13 protein-coding genes are annotated in these 21,514 nt (G+C 40.6%); 10 read left to right on the top strand and 3 right to left on the bottom strand.

The features are described 5' to 3' along the window. Positions 1 to 10 precede the first annotated feature (10 nt). The 3 genes from FTT74_RS04880 (at position 11) to FTT74_RS04870 (ending at position 2,236) form a co-directional block, all read left to right on the top strand. Positions 11 to 1,309, top strand: coding sequence for an AarF/ABC1/UbiB kinase family protein (locus tag FTT74_RS04880; protein WP_179988660.1), 1,299 nt, complete (start codon positions 11 to 13; stop codon positions 1,307 to 1,309). Positions 1,310 to 1,461: 152 nt separating this feature from the next. Then, positions 1,462 to 1,842, top strand: a complete 381-nt coding sequence (gene folB / locus FTT74_RS04875; protein WP_019838257.1) for a dihydroneopterin aldolase — start codon at positions 1,462 to 1,464, stop codon at positions 1,840 to 1,842. Continuing rightward, positions 1,799 to 2,236 carry a 2-amino-4-hydroxy-6-hydroxymethyldihydropteridine diphosphokinase gene (locus FTT74_RS04870; RefSeq protein ID WP_167846061.1) on the top strand — a complete coding sequence of 146 codons (438 nt, stop codon included), beginning with the start codon at positions 1,799 to 1,801 and terminating at the stop codon, positions 2,234 to 2,236. The genes folB and FTT74_RS04870 overlap by 44 nt, the downstream gene beginning before the upstream one ends. Before the next feature lie 313 nt (positions 2,237 to 2,549). On the opposite strand, the gene coq7 is transcribed toward FTT74_RS04870, so the two are convergent. Next, positions 2,550 to 3,185, bottom strand: a complete 636-nt coding sequence (coq7, locus tag FTT74_RS04865; protein ID WP_004973212.1) for a 2-polyprenyl-3-methyl-6-methoxy-1,4-benzoquinone monooxygenase — start codon at positions 3,183 to 3,185, stop codon at positions 2,550 to 2,552. 4 nt (positions 3,186 to 3,189) lie between these two features. Next, complete coding sequence (locus tag FTT74_RS04860) at positions 3,190 to 4,509, bottom strand: MFS transporter (RefSeq protein WP_167846059.1); 1,320 nt, start codon at positions 4,507 to 4,509, stop codon at positions 3,190 to 3,192. 175 nt (positions 4,510 to 4,684) lie between these two features. On the opposite strand from FTT74_RS04860, the gene FTT74_RS04855 reads away from it, so the two are divergent. The 6 genes from FTT74_RS04855 to FTT74_RS04830 all read left to right on the top strand — a co-directional run bounded on the left by FTT74_RS04855 (position 4,685) and on the right by FTT74_RS04830 (position 17,141). Next, complete coding sequence (locus FTT74_RS04855; protein WP_179988642.1) at positions 4,685 to 7,489, top strand: autotransporter assembly complex family protein; 2,805 nt, start codon at positions 4,685 to 4,687, stop codon at positions 7,487 to 7,489. Between the two features lie 21 nt (positions 7,490 to 7,510). Beyond that, entirely contained in the window at positions 7,511 to 12,022 is a 4,512-nt protein-coding gene (locus tag FTT74_RS04850) for a translocation/assembly module TamB domain-containing protein (RefSeq protein WP_179988641.1), read from the top strand. A gap of 114 nt (positions 12,023 to 12,136) precedes the next feature. Beyond that, positions 12,137 to 12,496, top strand: coding sequence for a hypothetical protein (locus tag FTT74_RS04845; protein WP_104852111.1), 360 nt, complete (start codon positions 12,137 to 12,139; stop codon positions 12,494 to 12,496). Between the two features lie 200 nt (positions 12,497 to 12,696). Continuing rightward, positions 12,697 to 12,966: a hypothetical protein gene (locus FTT74_RS04840; RefSeq protein ID WP_004973220.1), complete on the top strand. Its 270-nt coding sequence runs from the start codon at positions 12,697 to 12,699 to the stop codon at positions 12,964 to 12,966. A gap of 296 nt (positions 12,967 to 13,262) precedes the next feature. After that, the gene (locus FTT74_RS04835) at positions 13,263 to 15,902 is read left to right on the top strand and encodes a bifunctional aconitate hydratase 2/2-methylisocitrate dehydratase (protein WP_096900892.1); all 2,640 of its coding nucleotides are present in this window, start codon (positions 13,263 to 13,265) and stop codon (positions 15,900 to 15,902) included. A gap of 507 nt (positions 15,903 to 16,409) precedes the next feature. After that, positions 16,410 to 17,141 carry a hypothetical protein gene (locus FTT74_RS04830; RefSeq protein WP_179988640.1) on the top strand — a complete coding sequence of 244 codons (732 nt, stop codon included), beginning with the start codon at positions 16,410 to 16,412 and terminating at the stop codon, positions 17,139 to 17,141. Between the two features lie 114 nt (positions 17,142 to 17,255). Here FTT74_RS04830 and FTT74_RS04825 read toward each other — a convergent pair whose 3' ends face one another. Then, a complete protein-coding gene (locus tag FTT74_RS04825) occupies positions 17,256 to 18,413 on the bottom strand; it encodes a hypothetical protein (protein WP_004973232.1) in 1,158 nt (385 codons plus the stop codon). A 371-nt stretch (positions 18,414 to 18,784) separates the two neighbouring features. Between FTT74_RS04825 and pepN the strand changes: the two genes are divergently transcribed. Continuing rightward, positions 18,785 to 21,394: an aminopeptidase N gene (pepN, locus tag FTT74_RS04820; protein WP_179988639.1), complete on the top strand. Its 2,610-nt coding sequence runs from the start codon at positions 18,785 to 18,787 to the stop codon at positions 21,392 to 21,394. Positions 21,395 to 21,514 lie beyond the last annotated feature (120 nt).

The raw sequence follows: 21,514 nt of genomic DNA, 5'->3' as shown, positions 1-21,514 counted from the left end.
CTCAGACATGATGAAAAATAATATCTGGTTAGATGGTTTACGTTCAGTTGCTCGCATGGGTGAAACTGCCGTAGTGGCAGCCAAAGCAGGCATTAAATATGCCACTGAAAAGCCAAGTAATGCCAAACTCATGCGCGAAACATTTGAATCTTTAGGTTCAACCTACATTAAACTTGGGCAGTTTATTGCCAGTACACCGTCATTGTTCCCGCGTGAATATGTCGAAGAGTTTCAAGGTTGTTTAGACCAAACTCCAACTTTACCGTTTAGCTATGTGCAGCAAGTATTGGCATCTGAATTTGCAGGGCGCAATTTAGATGAAATATTTGCCTCAATAGATGAAAAGCCTTTAGCTTCAGCATCTATCGCACAAGTGCATGCTGCAAAATTGGTAAGTGGAGAAGATGTGGTGATTAAAGTGCAAAAACCGGGGGTAGAAACTATTCTCTATACCGATTTAAACGTCTTGCACTGGGCGACTAAACTGCTCGAAAAAGCTGTACCTAAAGTCAAATTTGCGTCATTGGCCGATATTGTCGAAGAAATCAAAACCCGTATGGTGCGTGAAGTCGACTTTATTGAAGAAGCACGTAACCTAGATGATTTTATTAATTATCTGAATTTAACCCAAAATACAAAAGCCACTGCACCTAAGGTCTATCATCAATATTCCACCCGTCGCGTATTGACCATGCAGCGTTTGTATGGCGTACCTTTGACCGATTTTGACGTGGTGAAACAAGTATCTAACGATCCATCGCAAGTGTTGATTACTGCCATGAATACATGGTTTGGTAGCTTGATGATGTGTAACAGTTTCCATGCCGATTTACACGCAGGCAACCTGATGTTGCTTGAAGATGGGCGTGTCGGCTTTATTGATTTTGGTATTGTTGGACAGCTGAATCCTGAAGTGTGGACTGCATGTATGGCTTTTATGGATGCTCTACAAAATACCAACTACACGCTTATGGCTGAAAATATGCTCAAAATGGGCATGACCGACAAGCAAATTGATACTCAGGTTTTGGCAGCAGATTTAGAGCGTTTATTTAGTGGCGTATTGCTGACCGATCCTCAAGAGTTGCTGACTTCTAACCCTGCCGATTTAAATGACATTATGCTCGATATGGTTGCTGTGGGTGAGCGTCATGGGATTCGTTTCCCGCGTGACTTTGCTTTACTGTTCAAGCAAATGCTGTACTTTGACCGTTTCATGCGCGTTTTAGCACCTTATACCGATATTTATGCCGATCAACGATTGCAGATGGTACAAAGCATTGATCCGAATTTGTTGTTAAAGCATTAATTATCCATATTGGGCGAATCAAGCCTTCTGGTTGCATATTTTAAAGCCACCGATCTTTTGTTTTATGAGTTCAGTGTGGCTTTAAAATACGGCAAATATCCCTTTCAATAGACAGAGATAGAAGGATTTAAAATGAAATATAGAGTGTGGTCATGGATGCAATTATCATTGAAGGCTTAAAGGTGGAAACAGTCGTCGGCTGTTTTGCATGGGAGCGTCAAATTCAACAACCACTCATGTTGGATTTGATCATTGCCACCAATTTAAGCCAAGCTGCAGCTTCAGATGAGTTGCAAGACACGCTCAATTATGCAGAAATTTGCAGCATTTCAGCGCAAGTGATTCAGCAGGCTGCACCCAAATTGATTGAGCATGCAGCACAATTGGTATTGGATGCACTTTTTACGACTTTTGCCGCAGTTGAATCCATTACCATCACCATTCGCAAACCTGCCATTATTCCAGAAGCCAATTCTGTAGGAATTCGTCTTGAACGCCACCGAAACGATTTTTGCTCTCGCTTTGGCGAGTAACTGCGAAGCACCACGTCAGTTTAAAAGTGCCTATCAGCAAATTGCTGCATTGGGTGAAGTGCAATTTTCGCATATTTATCTGATTCCATGCCGTGATGGGATTGGTGCAGACTATTGGAATTCTGCTTGTTTGCTAAAAAGCCGTTTAAGCTTTGAGCATCTAAACGTCATCCTTAAGGAATTGGAAGTTGCAGCAGGGCGTGTGCGCCCATCGCATGACATTCCGCTGGATATTGATATTATTGCGTGGGGTGAAAATTTAGCTCAAATGCAATTCAATCCGAAAAAAATGCCACTTGCTTTAGATGTTAAAATTCCAATGTGGGATATTTGGCAAGATGAGGCTTTTGTGCATTCTGCGCATGACTATCCCATTGTGAGTTGTGAAGAGTAAATCAGCCAGTAAAATTGGCAGATCAGTGATGCATTTTTAAATTTTGGCTGTGAAACGTGATCTGATTTCGGCTTACATCATTGTGTCATATCTTGCTGATATGTTTGTATGAAAAACCATCAAAAATAATATTTTTCTGTATTTATACGGCTTTGCACTTAAAAACTATCCACAAAATCTGCGGATAAATCTTGGGATAACTCAAAATCGGCTCTTTCTCTGTTATTTTTTGATCGTTTTAATCGAGATGTTTTCTATTCCAATGACATAAAAAAACGCCCACAATTGTGAGCGTTTAAGTGTTATCAATTCATTAAATATAATAACTGGTCTTGGTCATGAGCTTGGAAATCGCAGTCATGGTCAAACGTACAGGTACAGGCAAATCTACACCACCTGCTTTGAGCGCCGTATCGCGATGATGCAATTCATCTTCATTCATTTGGACTAGAATTTTACGTGAACGATCATCTTGTTCAGGCAATTGGCTAATATGATGTTCTAAATGCAAGCTGACTTGACGTTCAGTTTCTGCCACAAAACCCAAACTGTATTTATCGCCCGCAATACCTGCAATTGCACCCATCCCAAAAGACAAGCCATACCATACAGGATTAAGCAAACTGGTGTGACTGTCTAACTCTTTTAAGCGGTCTTCGCACCACGCCAAATGGTCTTGTTCTTCAATTGCAGCCTGTTCCATTTCACGACGTACATTGGGCAATTTCGCAGTTAAAGCCTGACCGTGATATAAGGCTTGTGCACAGACTTCACCACTATGGTTTACTCGCATTAAGCCTGCAACATGACGTGCTTCACTCACAGCCAATTTGGTTTCAACCGTATTGCCCGGGTTTTCACGTTGAGCCGAAGTTGTGCCAGGTACTAAACTACGTAAGGCTTGGTCAAATGAATGAATAAACTTGTCGATGCCTGTGTAATGACGCATGAAATTAATCCTCCAAAGAGTCCTGTGCAGTATCTAACATTGGCTTGAGCTTTAACAAGAGCCAAAAGGTGAAAACAGCACTTAAAACAGCCGTAATACTAAATAAAATTTTTAAATCAATTTTTAAAATGCTTAAAATTAAAATCGAAAAAATGGCAGATGACACCATAAATACCGCATTTAAAATATTGTTGGCTGCGACCACACGTGCGCGGTGCGAGCGAGGGGAATAGGCTTGCATCATGGCATACAAGGGCACAATGTAAAAACCGCCACTAATGCCCAGTAAAGTGACTGCACACATGACATGATAATAACTCCAGCCTTGCTGAAAGACTTCGGCTAAGCCCAGTAGTGCGCCTGTTTTTTCTGGTACAAAAGCCAATGTGCCTGCCAAATAAAAAGCAAAGACGGTTAAACCGACTGCGCCAATAGGCACCATTTTAATATTGACCTCGGTACCGCCTATTTTACGGCAGAGCAAAGAACCTACGCCAATACCGACAGAAAAGAGTGTCAGTAATAAACTCACCACATTTTCAGAAGCATGCAAGTTTTGTTGAGTGAGCTGTGGAATTTGGGTTAAATACGTTGCCCCATAAAACCAATACCAAGAATTGCCCAATAATATTAGAAAAATCATCGGCAGGCTTTTGGCATATTTTAAAGTCTGGAAACTGGTACGGAAAAAATTCCAGTCAATTTGAATGTCGGGTGCCGTGACGCGCTGCGTCAGCACAAAACGACTTGAAGCATAACCAATTAGTGCAATAATCACCACAGTTAAGCTAATCCAGACTAAATTGCCTGCAGATACCGAAATCACTGCACCGCCTAAAATCATCCCCAATAAAATTGCAATGGATGTACCTGACTGGAAAATTGCATTGCCCGACATCAGTTCATGCGGTTTGAGTACTTCAGGCAAAATGGCATATTTGATTGGGCCAAAAAAGGTCGATTGTGCGCCCATTAAAAATAAGGCAATCAGCAATAGCCACAAATTTCCTAAAATAAAACCAACGGTACCAATCAGCATGATGACAATTTCAAGCAGTTTGATGGCACGCACCAATTGGGCACGTTCATACTTGTCTGCTAATTGCCCTGCGGTGGCAGAAAAAATAAAATACGGCAAAATAAACAACAAGGCTGCTAAATTGTTCAAGGTGCTGACATTTGCAGATTGCTGGCTAATCAGACCATAGGTAAAGACTAAAAGCAGCGCTTGTTTATACACGTTATCATTGAGTGCGCCAAAAAATTGAGTGAGAAACGTCGGCAAAAAGCGACGACTCCTCAACAAATGTTCATTTTTTTCCATGCGTGATTAACTTCGTTTAGTTTTATTAAGAAATGTGACCGCTTGATATAATAGTACAGAAAATCATGTATGATGTTTCAAGTCTTTTCACTGATGAAAAAATCAAATAAATTGGTGTTTGTACGCGGGTTCATTGGGGTTTTTCCATAAAAATTAAATCAGTTTAGAGTTTTTTATGCTTGTAAATACAAACTTTAAAAAATCAGTACTGTGTTCCAGTATGCATGCAATTTTATGCTGGAATATGCCGAAAAAGCTCGGACTAAGTCTGTTTTTAGGTTTAGTTGCATCTTCAAGTTTTGCAGAAAGTCTTACTGTACCCAATTCAAACGCTCAGCTTGCTGAAAATCCTGTACCGCTACAGACTCCAACTGCAGAAGAAGCACAAAATTTAGCTGCAGAAATTAAACAACTGGCAGCAGCACAAGGTAAAGACAGTGCCCAAGATCTACAAAAAATAGAAGAAGCTTTAGAGCAAGCGCAAACACCTGAATTTAATAGTCTAGAAATGCTGCAACAGCAACAACAGGCAGGGGCATCTTTTGCTGAATTTCAGCCTATCGAATTTGAAGACTTAGAAGATTTACCCATTGCACCTGTAGATCAGGGGCTTGCCAATGAAATTTTTCAGGTGGCAGAACAAGCCAAACAAGAAGCGATGCTAGACCGCAATGGTCAAGTGCCAGAAACGTTGGTTAAAGACGCAACACAGCAGGAGCTACTGCAAATTGATCAAGCGCCTGTAAATGTCGATCGGCTCATAACCAATATTCAGGCAGACAGTAATTTTGTAGTGGAAGCCAATCCTAACGATACCTTAATGGCTGAATTGGGCTGGATGACGCAGGTGGAAAATGCCGATAAATCCGGTTTTTTCAGACGTTTACTGTATAAAGTCCGTCCACCGCGTGAGCTAAATACAGCCAAAGTGCCGCGTATTAGTGCAGATGTGGTCATTACCGCAAATGGTGTCAATGGTACACAAAACTCAATTGGAGAGGTATCGCCCGATGCTTATCGTACAGCGGTAGATCAGTTAAGTGCCAATATTAAGGCCAAACTGTCCAGTTTTACCCAGGAGTCTTTTGCAGATTTTCCATCGGCATTGCCGCAACTGCGTACGTTGTCAAATCAGGCTGCGCAGGCGGTGGGTTTTTATAATGCCGAGTTTAAGTTTGAAAAACTCAGTGATAGCCGCGTGCGTGTGCAGGTTGTGCCAAATCCACCTGTGGCGATTAAACAGCAAAATATTGAATTTACAGGTGAAGGACAATACGAGGCACAATTTCAGGTTATTGGTGTCTTGCCTGATCAAGAAGTAGATGATGTGTTTAATCATGGTTTGTATGAGCAAACCAAAAAACGAATTACCGATGCCGCTTCAGATAACGGTTATTTTGACAGTTACTGGCGTTTGCATGACGTTAAAGTCGCTCAACCTCAAAATACAGCCGATATCAATTTACGTTATGAAACAGGCGAGCGTTATAAACTCGGAAATGTTGAATTTCGTATGAGCGATCCAAATCAAGAATTCCCTTTGGATATGGATATTCTGCAAAGTATGGTCACTTGGCAGGACAATGCTGACTATACTTTTTGGCGTGTAAATGGTTTGGCCAATAACCTCACCAACTCGCGTTATTTCAACTACACCTTAGTTGATACGATCCGTCCTGATCCTGTAGAGCATCCTTTGGAATTGCCACCTGATATTCAGGCTTTGGTCGATCAACAAAAAATCTCAGTTTACGATGCCACAGTCGTCGATCAAAAACGGGTGGCGTCATCTCAGGAAGTGACGCAATCTGTGGTGAACGAAGCTGAATTTGCTGGCACAGAAGAAAGCACCAGTAATGATAAACTGCGCATACTACAAGCACAGCAAGAAGATAAACAATCGGAAGAAGAGCGCTTAAAACAACAGGCACGTATCGACAAAAAAATTCCTGTGATTGTGACTTTAAATGCAGACCGCTTAAATAGTGCCGAAGTCGGTGCAGGTTTTGGAACTGACACAGGCGTGCGTTTGCGTGGGCAATATCGCCGTGCCATTGTCAATAAACGTGGTCACTCTTTCGATGCCAACTTGGAGCTTTCGCAAATTCGTCAAGCCATTGATGGACGTTATAATATTCCTTATAACCATCCCTTGAATGATTATGTCGCGTTGGTTGGCGGTTATGAGCGTGAAGAACGTGACGATGTTGCACAAGGTGGCGGCTTGATGATTGAATCTGCGGTTGCAGGTGTAGACCGTGTGATTAAAAACCCAATGGGCAGTTGGCAACATACTTTTGGCTTGCGTTATCGACTGGATCGCTTAACTGAAGATGGCACTGTATTTTTGGAAAAAGTGCCTGATGCGTTTATTGCCAATGGTGATGTCGAGCAACAATCGTTATTGCTTGGCTATGAAGTCTCACGTACCGACAGTAACCGTCGTGTTAACCCAAGCAAAGGTTTCCGCCAAATTTATAAAATAGAACTGGGGAGTGAATCACTGCTCAGCGATGCAGATTTAGCCATTCTAAATGCAGGTTGGCGTTTTATTTATTCATTGGGTGAAAATGACGATCATCAGTTTGTCGGACGCAGTGACTTAGGTTATATCTACACCGAAGATTTTAATAAAGTGCCTTATAATTTGCGTTATTTTACTGGTGGTGACCAGTCTTTACGTGGCTTTGACTACAAGTCTTTAACACCACAAATTGAAGGCTTTAAAATTGGAGGTCAGGCTTTGGCGGTTGGTTCATTAGAATATAACTATCAATTTAAAGAGGGGTGGCGCGCAGCAGTATTTAGTGATTTTGGTAATGCTTACGATAAAGACTTTAGCAACGACACCGAATATAGCGTAGGTTTGGGGGTACGTTGGGCATCACCAATTGGCCCAATTCGGATTGATGTGGCTTCTGGTATTTCAGATGATAACCATCCAATCCGTTTACATTTCTTTATTGGCTCTCAACTATAAATTTAAGACTTAGAGAACATTATGGCTGAAGTTGAACAGCAACCAGAAACTCCAGTAACGCCACCTAAAAAGCGTCGAATACTCAGGAGTGTTTTACTGTCACTGCTGTTGATGCTGGTTTTATTGGTGTCCGCTTTGGTGGTGATGTTCTCAACAGACCGTGGCTCAAAGTTCTTATTAGACAGCGTATTGCAGCGCCAAGAAATAATTCATTATGAATATGAAGGCGGTAATTTATGGCGTGGGATTATTCTGCGCAATATCATCGTCAGTTTAAAGCCTGTTGATGTCAAAATTGACCGTGCCGATGTCATTCTTGGTTGGCGTGCGATTTTAGATAAAGAAATCCATCTCAACAGTGCCGATGTGCGTAATCTGCGGATTTATCCAAAAGGCCCACCGAGTGATGATCCATTCAAATTCAATGAAATCCGTTTACCTTTTGTTTTGCGTTTAGATACTGCCGATGTCGATCATTTATTGATTCAAACCTCTTCTGGAACTCAGGTCGATTTTTACGATATTCATTTAAACAATGCCTTATGGTCAGGCACAGAGCTTAAATTTGAAGACTCCAAGATTGATATGGAGTATTTGAATGTACGTAATGCCACAGGCAATATGAAGTTTGAGGGTAAATATCCGCTTAATGTGGTGGGGGTTTTAAATATTCCATCTTTACATAACAGCTTAAATATTCACGATATTAAGGTGGTGGGCAAAGGCACGCTCGATACAATTCAGGCAGGTGTTGCAACAAATACGCCTGACTTGCTCACAGGATGGGTAGTGTTGCACCCTATGCGCAAACAAGTGCCCATGTTTGGTGAGTTACAATTTAAAGACTACCGTTGGCCGATTTTGACCGAGCAGGAACTTTTTACTCAAGCGGGCGCAGCCAAATTTAAAGGCGACATTAACCGTTTAGATATTGATGTCAATACGGATTTGAGTGGTAAACACATTCCTAAAGGTCAATATACAGGTTTGATGTATACCGATTTAGTTCATCAACTGAATATCAGTAATTTAAATGCACAACTTATGCAAGGTGCTGCCAATGTAGCGGGCATTGTCAGTTGGGATAAAAAAGTCAATTGGGATTTAACAGGGCGTTTGGATAAAATTAATCCTAAAGATCCAATAATTCCTCAAGTGGTCAAAGACTTTTTACCGCCAAGTTTAGATGCCAATTTGACTTCTAAAGGTCATTTGGAAAAAGGCACACACTTAACTGCACAAGTCGATTTTGACCAATATGAAACTTGGAATTTAAAACTCGATCAAAAACCTGCGCAGGGCAAAGCGGCAAATCCGATGTTGCTTGATGTGCGCTGGAACAACATAGACCGTGCTGTGCCGTATGTGGGTTGGTTGAAAAGTGAATCGGGTGATGTGCAATTGGCCTTGGTAGAAGGTCAGCAAGATATTTTTGTGGCGAGTAAAGTCAGCACACATGAAAAAACCATGTTACCTGCGGGCATGTACCAAGCCAAATTGAATTTAAAGAATAATCGTTTAAATATTCCTAATTTTAAATTTGATACTGCAGATAGTCATTTGGCAGGCAGCGCCGTCATTAATTTACCAACTGATAAACGTCAGTTGAAATGGAATGCGGTATTGGCTGCGAAAAACTTTAATCCGCAAAGTATCAGCACCGCAGCACCTGTTAATGTGTTAAATGGGCAGTTTAAAGCCAATGGTTTTGCATTGCCGAATCAGCAAATTATTCATTTGAAAGATATTAATTTGACAGGGCGTTTGGTCAATCAAAATGAAAACGTACATTTAACTGGGCAAAGCACCATCGCTTTATTGTTCCATGATGTGAAAGCTGGTGGTGGCTTTAAAAGTTTTGCCGTGAATTATGATGGTGGGTTAAATGCCAGTGCCATTCAAGGCAGTGAAGGACATTTAAAACTAAAATTATCGGGTACGCCGGAACTAATTAAAATTAGCGACTTACGCCATAATGGTGTTGCAGGGCAAATTGTGGCGGATGGTTTGCTGCATTTGAATCAGGGGGTGAGCTGGAATTTAAACGCTTCTTTAATTCGCTTTAAGCCGCACTATTTTGTGTCCAGTGTACGTGGTGAATTATCGGGCAATATTCGCACTCAAGGTATTTGGTCAGACACTCAAAAACGGATCAACATTGAACGTCTGAATTTGGCAGGCATGCTCAATAATAAACCTGTACGTGGTACGGGGAATTTAGCCATGTTGATTGATGCTAATCAAAAAGGCTTTTTACCACAACAGTTTGAGGCCAATAATCTATTTTTGTCTTATGCCAAAAATCAGTTACAAGCAACGGGGAATGCACAAAATCTGCGTATTAAAGTCAATGCGCCTGCTTTATACGAAATCTATTCAGGTTTACGTGGACGTGCGTATGGCTATATCAATGTGCAGTCGCAGCCACGCTTACAAGCCACTGCCAATTTCGCTGTTGATCAGTTCAGTGTAAATAATATTTTCAGCGTGCGTAAATTGCGCCTACAAGGTGAATTGCCAACCTCTGAAAATACGCCAACACTGATGATGGCATCCATGGAAAATTTACGCAGTGGCAACCGTGGCATCGAGCAAGGGCAGATTTCTTTAGCAGGTACACGTCAGGCACATATTTTAAAACTAGAAGCCGAAAATAAGCTGAGTAAGTTTTATGTACAATTGGCGGGTGGTTTAAATGCACAAAATGATTGGATGGGACAAATTCAGAAAGGAGATTTTGACTCCTTAAGAACCCACTTGGCACAGCGCCAAAACGCAGCCGTGATTTATCAACATAGAACCAGTGAGTTGTATGTTGGTGCGCATTGTTGGATGAGTCAGCAAAGCCAATTGTGTTTTGATCAACCTATTCGTGTGAGTAAAACCAAAGCCAATGCATCATTTGTGACTCAAAACTTAGACTTAAATGACTTTTCTGCATTTATGCCTGAAGGTTTGGCGATTACAGGCAAGGTTAATGGGTATGCCAAAGCGGCGTGGGCAAAAGGACAGAAGCCAAAAATTGATGCACATTTGGTCACGCGTGATGGCGTCATTGGACTTGCTGCGGACGATCCACAAGATATAGGCTCAACCTTGCGCTATGAACAAGTGGCTGTGGTCGCAAAAAGCATTGCCGAAGGCTTGAAATTACGCATAGATGTGAAAACACCTGAAATTGGTACAGGTTATGCCAATGTGCTGATTGATCCTTACACTAAAAACATGCCAATGCGCGGTGAAATTGCCTTTGATCAGGTACAACTTAAAGTTTTTAAACCGTTTATTGCCGATGTGCGCTCAATGGCAGGCATTTTGTCCTTTGCTGGCAAGATCAATGGGACTTTAACTTCACCATTGCTCACAGGTGAAATGCGCCTGAAAGATGGTGCGATCAGCATGATTTCGTTACCTGTAAATCTGACCAATGTGCAGGTCTATTCCTCTATCCGCCAAGATCAAGCCAGCATTAATGGCGCATTTAACAGCGGTGGTGGTGTAGGGCGTTTAACGGGCAGTGTGGATTGGAAAAATGATCCGCGTATTCAGTTAAATTTAAACGGTAAAGACTTATTAATTCGTCAAGCACCGCTAATTACTGCAATGATTACGCCAGATGTATCCTTAGATGTTTTACCTTTCCAGAAAAAACTGAGTTTAAAAGGACGTGTAGATGTACCTCGGGCTTTAATTTCTATGCCTGAAGTGTCTGCACCTGTGGTTAACGTGTCTTCGGATGTGCGTGTGGTACATGAAGGACAAGATCAACTGGCATTATTACGTTCAGCTCGTCCATGGGATATTCGTGCCGATCTTGAATTGAATTTGGGTGATCGGGTCATTTTCCAAGGTTTTAATAGCCGTATTCCACTGATTGGACGTTTGTATTTATCTCAACGTGGTTTAGAAACTGCGATGCGTGCCAATGGTGCGATTGGGGTCAGCCAGCGTGTGAAAATTGAAGCCTATGGACAAAGTCTGGATTTGAACCGTGCCATTGCGCGTTTTAATGGCCCAATTTCTAACCCAACTTTAGATATGGATGCCAATAAAAATGTACAGGGCAGCATGGTCGGCTTTAGAGTTACAGGCACAGCCAGCAGTCCGAACATTCAGGTCTATAACGATGCAGGCTTATCTGAACAAGAAGCATTAAATGCTTTGATCACAGGTCGTATCAATGAAGGTACCAGTGGTTTAAGTCAGACCGAAAGCTTTAAGTCAGACGTCAACAATACTATTGCAGCGGCAGGTATTAGTATGGGATTGGGTGGTACACGTGCCTTGACCAATCAAATTGGACGTACCTTCGGTTTAAGTGGTTTGGCACTTGATGCCCAAGGTACAGGCGATGATACCCAAGTCAGTTTGACGGGTTATATCACCCCAGACTTGTTTATTCGTTATGGTGTGGGGGTTTTCACACCTGTCAATAAATTGACTTTGCGTTATCAAATGAATAAGCGACTGTACTTAGAAGCCAGCCAAGCTTTAGAACGCGCAGTGGATATTTTCTATAACTGGCGCTTCTAACGGCAACCTCACTTAAAAATGCGTTCTATCAGAGCGCATTTTTTAAGCTTGTGCATGGATAGTTTCGTATTTATGTCAACTTTTGATTATCATAAGCACAACAGGAGAGCTTCAATGAAAAAGATTTTGGTGGTGACTGCAGTGCTTGCATTAATGGGTTGTGCAGAAAAGAAACCCTTAACCCCTGAAGAACAATGGCAAGGCTATTGCCGAAGTGTTGGCAATGCTGCGCGTACCATCATGCTAGATCGTCAAAATGCGATTGAAAAAGAACGTGCCATTGAGCATGCCAATAAAATTGAAGATGACATTACCCGTAATTTTATCTCAGAGATTATTGAGCAAGTATATGCATTGCCACTTGAAGAAATTAATGGTGATGTTGATGCGGCACGTGAAAAAGTCCGTACGCAATTTACTGAAAAATGTATCGCGACCCCGCATGATAAAATGCCTGATTACAAACCGTTCTAAAAGAACGGTTTTTTTATGAATTAAAATTGAAATATGTTTTGTACCTCTATATCTTTTATCAAAAATAGCCTAAGTAAATAAAACGTCTAAAACTAAAATAAATAACAAATAAATTGTGACAAGTTCTAAATCTTAAAACTGGCAAAGCTTATCTTTTTCATGAATAATTAAAAAGATAACAAAAACAGTAGGAGCGCATAATGGAAGTGGTTGCTTACCTGCATAATGCAGATTTGCTCTTAGAAGATGAACAAGGTGTCGCAGTGATTGGCGGCAGTCATTATGTTTTAAGTTTAGGTGATCGGGTGTATTTACGTCAGCAAATTGATGCACCTGCAAAGATATATCAAGTTCAAATTTCGTTTACCAGTGCAGAACATTGCATGCTGCATGAAGATGAAATTCAACTCAAGTTTGAAGGTAGTCGTGAACAATTACAGCACTATCTTCAAGCTACGACAGTACACTAAGGTGGAATATCATTCATTCATTAGAACAGGCAACATGAGCGTTGCCTTTTTTACGAGTTAAACTTTAGGCGAAAAGTTAGTGTACATACAGACAAAGTTAAAATTAAGTCGTGTTTTGCCTGTAAATTGAACAATATGCGCATCATTTAGTTATAAAATAATGGGCATCACAAAGAAACACTCTAGTTGCATTAACTTTTAACCTGAAGTTTAGTAAAATTTTGCAGTCCATATTGTTTGTGATGCTTTAAAAGCAGGAATTCACAAATAATTTTTTAAAAAAGAGGAATAACACCGTGCTAGAAGCTTACCGCCAACACGTTGAAGAACGTGCCGCACTCGGAGTCCCACCGAAGCCACTTGATGATGTGCAAACAGCTGCATTAGTTGAATTATTAAAAAATCCACCAGCAGGCGAAGAAGCTTACTTGGTTGATTTGATTGAAAACCGTGTACCTGCAGGTGTTGACCAAGCGGCATACGTTAAAGCTGCTTTCTTAGCTGCTGTAGCAAAAGGTGAAGCAACCTCTCCACTCGTTTCTAAAGAACGTGCAGTTTACTTACTAGGCACAATGCTTGGTGGTTATAACGTAGCACCTTTAGTAGAGCTTTTAGACAATGCTGAATTGGCTGGCTTAGCAGCTGAAGCATTGAAAAATACTTTGCTTGTATTTGATGCGTTCCATGACGTAGCAGACAAAGCAAAAGCAGGTAACGAAAACGCGAAAGCAGTTTTACAATCTTGGGCTGATGCTGAATGGTTCACTAGCCGTAAAGATGTACCTGAAGAAATCAAACTTACAGTGTTTAAAGTTACTGGCGAAACCAACACTGACGACTTGTCACCTGCACAAGACGCTTGGAGCCGTCCAGACATTCCATTGCACGCAAATGCAATGTTGAAAAACGTACGTGATGGCATCAACCCAGAAGTTCCTGGTGAAGTTGGTCCATTAAACCAAATCAAAGACCTTATCGCGAAAGGCAACCAAGTTGCTTACGTGGGTGACGTTGTTGGTACAGGTTCTTCTCGTAAGTCTGCAACTAACTCTGTACTTTGGTTCTTCGGTGACGAAATCGCGCACATTCCAAACAAAAAAGATGGCGGCTACTGCTTAGGTGGTAAAATTGCGCCAATCTTCTTTAACACAATGGAAGATGCGGGTGCTTTACCAGTAGAAATCGACGTTTCTAATATGAACATGGGTGATGAAATCACTCTTAAAATCGACCATGCTGCTGCTAAAGTAACAGCGTTCAAAGACGGCGCACAAATCGCTGAATCTGAACTTAAAACTCCAGTGCTTCTAGACGAAGTACGTGCAGGCGGTCGTATTAACTTGATCGTTGGTCGTGGTTTGACAGCTAAAGCGCGTGAAGCTTTAGGTCTTGCACCATCTACTTTGTTCCGTACTCCAGTACAACCTGAAAACACAGGCAAAGGCTTCACTCAAGCTCAAAAAATGGTAGGTCGCGCTTGTGGTCTTCCAGAAGGTCAAGGTGTTCGTCCAGGTACTTACTGCGAACCTAAGATGACTACTGTTGGTTCTCAAGATACAACAGGTCCAATGACACGTGACGAATTAAAAGATTTAGCTTGTTTAGGTTTCTCTGCAGACTTAGTAATGCAATCTTTCTGTCACACAGCTGCGTATCCAAAACCAGTTGACGTTCAAATGCAACACACGCTTCCTGACTTCATCATGAACCGTGGTGGTGTTTCTTTACGTCCAGGTGACGGTATTATCCACTCTTGGTTAAACCGTATGCTTCTTCCAGATACAGTAGGTACTGGTGGTGACTCGCATACTCGTTTCCCAATTGGTATTTCTTTCCCAGCGGGTTCTGGTCTTGTAGCGTTCGCTGCAGCAACTGGTGTTATGCCACTTGACATGCCTGAGTCTGTACTTGTGAAGTTCAAAGGTAAAATGCAGCCTGGCATCACTTTACGTGACCTTGTACATGCGATTCCTTACTACGCAATTAAAGAAGGTGACTTAACTGTAGAGAAGAAAGGTAAGAAAAACATCTTCTCTGGTCGTATCTTAGAAATCGACTTAACAGAAATGGAAACTGACTTAACAGTTGAACAAGCATTTGAATTGTCTGATGCTTCTGCTGAGCGTTCAGCTGCAGGTTGTTCTATCACACTTTCTGAAGAGAAAGTTGCTGAATACCTTCGTTCAAACATCACCATGCTTAAGTGGATGATTTCTGAAGGTTATGGCGATGCGCGTACTATGGCTCGTCGTGTTGAGAACATGGAAAAATGGTTAGCGAACCCATCACTTCTTAAAGCTGATGCTGACGCTGAATACACTAAAGTGTATGAAATTGACCTTGCAGACATCAAAGAACCAATCCTTTGCTGCCCGAACGATCCAGATGATGCAAAACTTCTTTCTGACGTTCAAGGTGACAAAATTGATGAAGTGTTCATCGGTTCTTGTATGACAAACATCGGCCACTTCCGTGCTGCTGGTAAGTTATTAGACAAAGTTCCTGGTGGTTCTTTATCTACTCGTCTATGGTTAGCGCCTCCAACTCGTATGGACGAGCGTCAACTTATGGAAGAAGGCTTCTACAACACTTATGGTAAAGCGGGTGCGCGTACAGAAATGCCAGGTTGTTCATTATGTATGGGTAACCAAGCACGTGTAGCACCGAACACAACTGTAGTATCTACTTCTACACGTAACTTCCCGAACCGTTTAGGTCAAGGTGCAAACGTTTACTTAGCTTCTGCTGAGCTTGCATCTGTTGCAGCGGTACTTGGTAAGTTACCAACACCAGAAGAATACCAACAGTACGCTTCTCAAATCGACAGCATGTCTGCTGACATCTACAAGTACTTGAACTTTGACCAGATGGAAAGCTACACAGACGCTGCTGCGAATGTAGACACCAAGAAAATTGCTGCTGCTCAGTTGACCTAAGTTAGGAAAAGCAAACGCAAGAGCAAATCTATGATTTGTTCGAGTGTTGAGCGATAAGCAAGATCAAATAAGGGCTGATTATTCAGCCCTTATTTTTATGTGTAAAATTTCAATCTAATAATGAATGACATTTAAAACAGCATAGATTGTGATATTTCAGCTTGCCTAGCTGATTTTAAAAATAGGGGCGTAAGCTATGAAATAAATTAGGATTTAACTTATTAAAACAATATAAATTTGCCTATCAATACCGTTCGTCATAAAATAATGTAAACTGCGTCACAAAATATAATGGATTAATGCTGGTATTCAATTTTAATTATAATTTTTGGTAAAAACTTTATTGAAATGAACTACTTAGTTTTAATTTTAATGAAATTGGATATTTTTTAATAACTTACTATAATGATTGTAAGATTATGTAATTAAAATGTGTCATATTATTAATGCATTGACCAATTAAAAAAATTTTGCGTCTCTCTTTAAATATGAAACTGGGTTGTTTTTATGAATTTAATAGAAACAGTTTTTGACTTTAAAGCGCTTTCAATGCAGCAGCAATCGTATTTTTTTGAAAAAATTTATCAATTCGATCAAAAAATCTTTCCAAATTCGAGTTTAGAAGAATTTAAAGCCTTTGTTTATGACCCCGATGCAATCGCAGTCACGGTTATTCAATATCATGATCGAGATCAAGTGGTTGGGCAAAATGTTATTCCTTTTATTTTGATTCATTATAATGAACAGCCTATGCATGTGGTCAATTCACGAGCGGGTTTTTTGTCTGAATATCAAAAACAAAATTTGACGATTCCAAGTGCAGTCAAAGCCATGTTGAATCGACGCTTAAAAAATCCATTTATTCCATTGTGGTTTGTGATTAGCATTAATCAACCGAAGATTTATTCTTTGTTTGCTTCGTGTTCTAAAAGTTTTTTCCCAAGAGTCGGGAAAACTATGCCTAAGGAATATCATGAAGTTTTGCAGCTTATGGCGGCACGGTATCCTGAAATTCAAAAGCGCGGTGAAGGCGTATATGTGCATGAAACTCATTCTCCAGCACGAAGTTTTGAGCAACTGATGCATTTGAGAATTCCGCAAGATGTACATTCCAATTTCTTTTTGCAGCACGCGCCTGATTATTTTGATGGTTGGGGCATTATGTGTATTTGTAAATTAGACGGTAAAACTTTATCTGAAACGGCACTCAATTTAGCACTAAACAGAAAAGTGGATTAGGTGCTTATCACATCGAAAAACTGTAATCCTCTGTACGTATCCTGTTGACTCTATACTGCAGTAGATGATGAATTTGGGCAGTGATGGGGTGTAACCATCATCTTCACCAAAGTTTTATTGAGTGAAATAATGATCTTGATGTTTGCAGTTGCGACAAAATAAGGACACATAATTTTCTGCGTCATAATCGACAGTCAGTTCATCCGATCCGCAGTGCATACAGCGTTTAAGTGAATAAAATTTAAGTCGTGCTTCAATTTTTCGCCAAGAACGCCACACAGGTTGAAAGAAAATCCTTTCGTCATAACCCAAAAAGCGGAAGAATAAAATTTCGCTCATATAGCTGAAAGGCAAATTAGGCGGGCGTGGCAGGGTAGAGGTCTCCCATTTTTCAGCCACTGACCGTTCTCGGTATTGCTGCACAGTCTTTTTCAGTAAATTGGTATTAATAAAGTTTTCATTACGCGGTTTGAGTGCTTTTTGTTGGTATAAAAATTCCAAAGCAGTTTGCACCAAGTAATAAATTTGCCCAACCGCCAAGACATCTAAAAGTCGGTAGCAAAAGCTCTGAAAACTATGGTTGCCCGCAATTTGTATTCCCCAAGTCCGACAATAAAATTGCATAAACTGCACAATCTCTTGATACAGCAATAAATACAGCGCATCTTTGACTTCATCTGCTGTTTTGAACGGTGTGCCCATACTCAGATTTTCATAAAACCAATAACGTAATTGTTGTGCAATGCTGAATAAGCTTGGTTCAGAATAACCATCTAAACGGACATTGATATAATATTGCTGCGCATTTTCCGCAAAATCTTTGGCAATTAATATTTGCTCTTTTAGCAAATGTTTGATCATGCCGTGCTGGAAAAAATAGTTGGGGGTAATATTTAAATACTTGATTTTTTCCCAATCTATAAATTCTTCATGTGGAATATGTTCCTGTGCATGCTGATCTAAAATACTCAATAAAAATAATTTATCTATAAAACGCAGCTGATTTAATTCGCGTTCAGGTGCATCCTGTTTTTTGAATTTTTGTTGTTCTTGCAAGCGGGTTTCCGCCATGATTTTTTTGCGTTGTTGGGTACAGCTTGCGCAATGACAGTTTTGTTGTTGGCTATTTTGAAAGATGCGATGTTCACAATGACTACATTGGTGAAAATTTAATTCCTGCTCATATTGTTCTGCTTCTACCCAATACATAGATGCCTGACACAAAGGGCATAATGTGCTTTCATCTAATTGTTTTTGCAGAATTTGTAGCATTGTGAAATAGAAGCTCAAGTAAATCGTGATATGTCATTATACATGGCTTGTGTACTGAAAAGTGGAAGCTTCTGTGCTTTTGATCATCATCAAAATTAGCCTGTGTTGGTCGTATTTGAAGTGAAGTTGCATATCAAAATATTAAATTTACGCGTAATAGCAATACAGGTATTGATTTAAACAGTCTGCTTTTATGTTACTTGTATAGGATTAATCCAGATAGGATTGAAAAGCTTGGGTTGAGCGCCCATATAAATCAGCATTGTTGAATAAGACTGAAATAGATTGTGCGCAGACAGATGTTGAAAGTTGTCGTATGATCATTGCAACTTTACAAAAACAAGCGCATCGCCACAAAGAATGAGGACAAGATGAATATTGCAGCAAATCCTATGGTTGAAGCCAGCCAAACTATCTATTTAAAAGACTATCAAAAACCTTCATTCTTGGTAGATGCTGTAGAGCTAGATATTCAAGTCTATGCAGATTACACCCAAGTGGGTGCAACATTGAAAATGCAGCGTCAGACTGCAGGCGATTTGGTGTTATTGGGCCGTGATTTAGAATTGAAATCTATTATTTTGAATGGCACGGAATTATCGGAAAGTGACTATCAATTAGATAGTGAGCAGCTTCGCATTGCAAATGCACCTGATCAAGTCACGTTAGAAACCATCGTGATCATTCATCCTGAAAGCAATACGCAACTTGAAGGCTTATATCAGGCAAGTTCTGATTTATTTGTTACCCAAAACGAGCCTGAAGGTTTCCGTAAAATTACCTTCTATCCTGACCGCCCAGACGTATTGTCGGTATTTACCACACGTGTTGAAGCCGATAAAAAATATCCTGTGTTATTGGCAAACGGCAACTTGTTAGAAACAGGTGAAGCAGGCGAAGGTCGTCATTATGCGATTTGGCAAGACCCGACCAAAAAGCCAAGCTATTTATTTGCTTGTGTGATTGGCGATTTGGCAGTCATGAAAGACCATTATGTGACATCTGAAGGGCGTAATGTTGCACTGGAAATTTATGCAGAAGAAAAAGACATTCCAAAATGCAAAATTGCTATGCAAGCGTTAAAACATTCGATGCGTTGGGATGAAGAACACTATGGTCTGCCGTATGATTTAGATAATTATATGATTGTGGCGACCAGTGCCTTCAATATGGGCGCAATGGAAAATAAAGGTCTGAATATTTTCAATACGTCATGTGTATTGGCCGATGAAGAATACACCACAGATGCCGCAATTATGCGCGTACAGTCCGTGATTGCGCATGAATATTTTCATAACTGGACAGGTAACCGTATTACTTGCCGCGATTGGTTCCAGTTGTGTTTAAAAGAAGGTTTAACGGTGTTCCGTGACCAATCTTTCTCTGAAGATTTACAGTCTGCCGCAGTACAGCGTATTGATGATGTGGCGGTGCTCAAAGCACATCAATTCCCCGAAGATTCTGGCCCGTTATCGCACCCGCCACGTCCAGATCATTTTGTAGAAATTAATAACTTCTATACTGCAACAGTCTATGAAAAAGGTGCGGAAATTAACCGCATGATGTCGACTTTACTCGGTAAAGAAAAATTCCGTAAAGGTAGTGATGAATATTTCCGTCGTCATGATGGACAAGCAGTCACGGTTGAAGATTGGGTCAATGCTTTAAGCGCAGGTTCAGGTGTTGATTTATCTAATTTCCTGACTTGGTACAATCAACCAGGCACACCAAAGCTTGAAGTGCAGGGCGAATACGATGCGGCTGCGCAGGTTTATCGTTTAAATTTAAAACAAAGTCTGAAAAGCAATGCCAAATATCCAAACTTAAAAGCATTGCCTATTCCTGTTGCATTGGCATTGTTCAATGCAGAAACAGGCGAGCAATATATTTTGCAGTCTGAAGCTTTGGTTGAAAACTCAGTAAAAGATGGTGTGTATTTGTTTGATCAGGCACAAGCAAGTATTGAATTTAGCGGTATAACTGCGCATCCCGTTGTTTCTTTATTGCGTAATTTTTCTGCACCTGTGAATTTAGAATTTAACTATTCTAATGATGAATTGGCATTTTTAATGCAGCACGAAACCAATGGCTTTAACCAGTGGCAGGCGACTCAGACTCTATTGGAACGTATTTTATTGGAAGAACATGCAGCAGATACTTATTTGCAAGCCATGAAAAATACAGTACCTGCTTTAATTGAAAAAGATCCTTTGTTGGCATCACGTATTTTTGATGTACCTTCTGAAGGCTATTTGGGCAGCCGTATTGATCAAAATTATCAACCTGAAAAAATTCAGCAACAACGCAATGCGCTGTTAGATACATTGGCGCGCGAACTTGGTGCATTCTGCAAAGAAACCTATTTAAGCCTTGATCCAGACATGCAGCAAGATTTCTCTCAGGCAATGGGTGTACGTGCTTTAAAGAATATCATGTTGGCGTTAATGGCACGTCAGGGCGATGCCAAAGCGTTTGAGCTGGCACAGCAGCAATACCATACCACTCGAAATATGTCTGAGCGTTTAGGGGCATTGCGTGTCTTGGTGTGGAATGATGCACCGCAAGCCAAAGCTGCTTTGGAAGATTTTTATACACGTTTTAAAGATGAAGCTTTAGCACTTGATCAATGGTTTATGGTTCAAGCTTCACATCCAAAAGCGACAGCTGAAACCATTCAGGCTTTAACTGCACATCCTGATTATGATTTGGGTACACCTAACCGTATTCGTTCAGTCAGTGGTGGTTTAAATAGCAACCCTGTGAATACATGGAGTTTTGGTGTTCAGCATTTTATTGACTTAGCCAAGTATTTAGATGAGAAAAACCCAATTGTAGGTTCGCGTTTATTGCAGGTGTTGTCGCGTTGGTACACTTTGGCAGAGCCACAACGTAACCAAGTGCAAGCAGCGTTGCTAAATTTGCAGTCTGTGGTGAAATCTAAAAACGTGGTTGAAACCCTAAATAGTATGTTAGAGGTTTAAGTTAAAAAACTAAAAGCCATTTCATCAATTCGTTGAAATGGCTTTTTTGTGGCTGGAATACATTAAAAATAATCTAGCTTAGTCACAGCGAATTTGATATTCATTTTTATAGTTGGTGTA

This window comes from Acinetobacter sp. YH01007 (assembly GCF_013420425.1).
In the GTDB taxonomy this organism is placed as follows: domain Bacteria; phylum Pseudomonadota; class Gammaproteobacteria; order Pseudomonadales; family Moraxellaceae; genus Acinetobacter; species Acinetobacter towneri.
The sequence above is the reverse complement of the archived record's forward strand: the minus strand, read 5'-3'. Positions and strand labels throughout refer to the sequence as shown.

Excerpts from the sequence above, each read along its gene's own strand:
- FTT74_RS04830 (WP_179988640.1), top strand. The coding sequence starts at position 16,410 with ATGAATTTAATAGAAACAGTTTTTGACTTTAAAGCGCTTTCAATGCAG.
- FTT74_RS04880 (WP_179988660.1), top strand. The coding sequence starts at position 11 with ATGAAAAATAATATCTGGTTAGATGGTTTACGTTCAGTTGCTCGCATG.
- coq7 (WP_004973212.1), bottom strand. The coding sequence starts at position 3,185 with ATGCGTCATTACACAGGCATCGACAAGTTTATTCATTCATTTGACCAA.
- FTT74_RS04845 (WP_104852111.1), top strand. The coding sequence starts at position 12,137 with ATGAAAAAGATTTTGGTGGTGACTGCAGTGCTTGCATTAATGGGTTGT.
- pepN (WP_179988639.1), top strand. The coding sequence starts at position 18,785 with ATGAATATTGCAGCAAATCCTATGGTTGAAGCCAGCCAAACTATCTAT.
- FTT74_RS04825 (WP_004973232.1), bottom strand. The coding sequence starts at position 18,413 with ATGCTACAAATTCTGCAAAAACAATTAGATGAAAGCACATTATGCCCT.
- folB (WP_019838257.1), top strand. The coding sequence starts at position 1,462 with ATGGATGCAATTATCATTGAAGGCTTAAAGGTGGAAACAGTCGTCGGC.
- FTT74_RS04860 (WP_167846059.1), bottom strand. The coding sequence starts at position 4,509 with ATGGAAAAAAATGAACATTTGTTGAGGAGTCGTCGCTTTTTGCCGACG.
- FTT74_RS04850 (WP_179988641.1), top strand. The coding sequence starts at position 7,511 with ATGGCTGAAGTTGAACAGCAACCAGAAACTCCAGTAACGCCACCTAAA.
- FTT74_RS04840 (WP_004973220.1), top strand. The coding sequence starts at position 12,697 with ATGGAAGTGGTTGCTTACCTGCATAATGCAGATTTGCTCTTAGAAGAT.
- FTT74_RS04855 (WP_179988642.1), top strand. The coding sequence starts at position 4,685 with ATGCTTGTAAATACAAACTTTAAAAAATCAGTACTGTGTTCCAGTATG.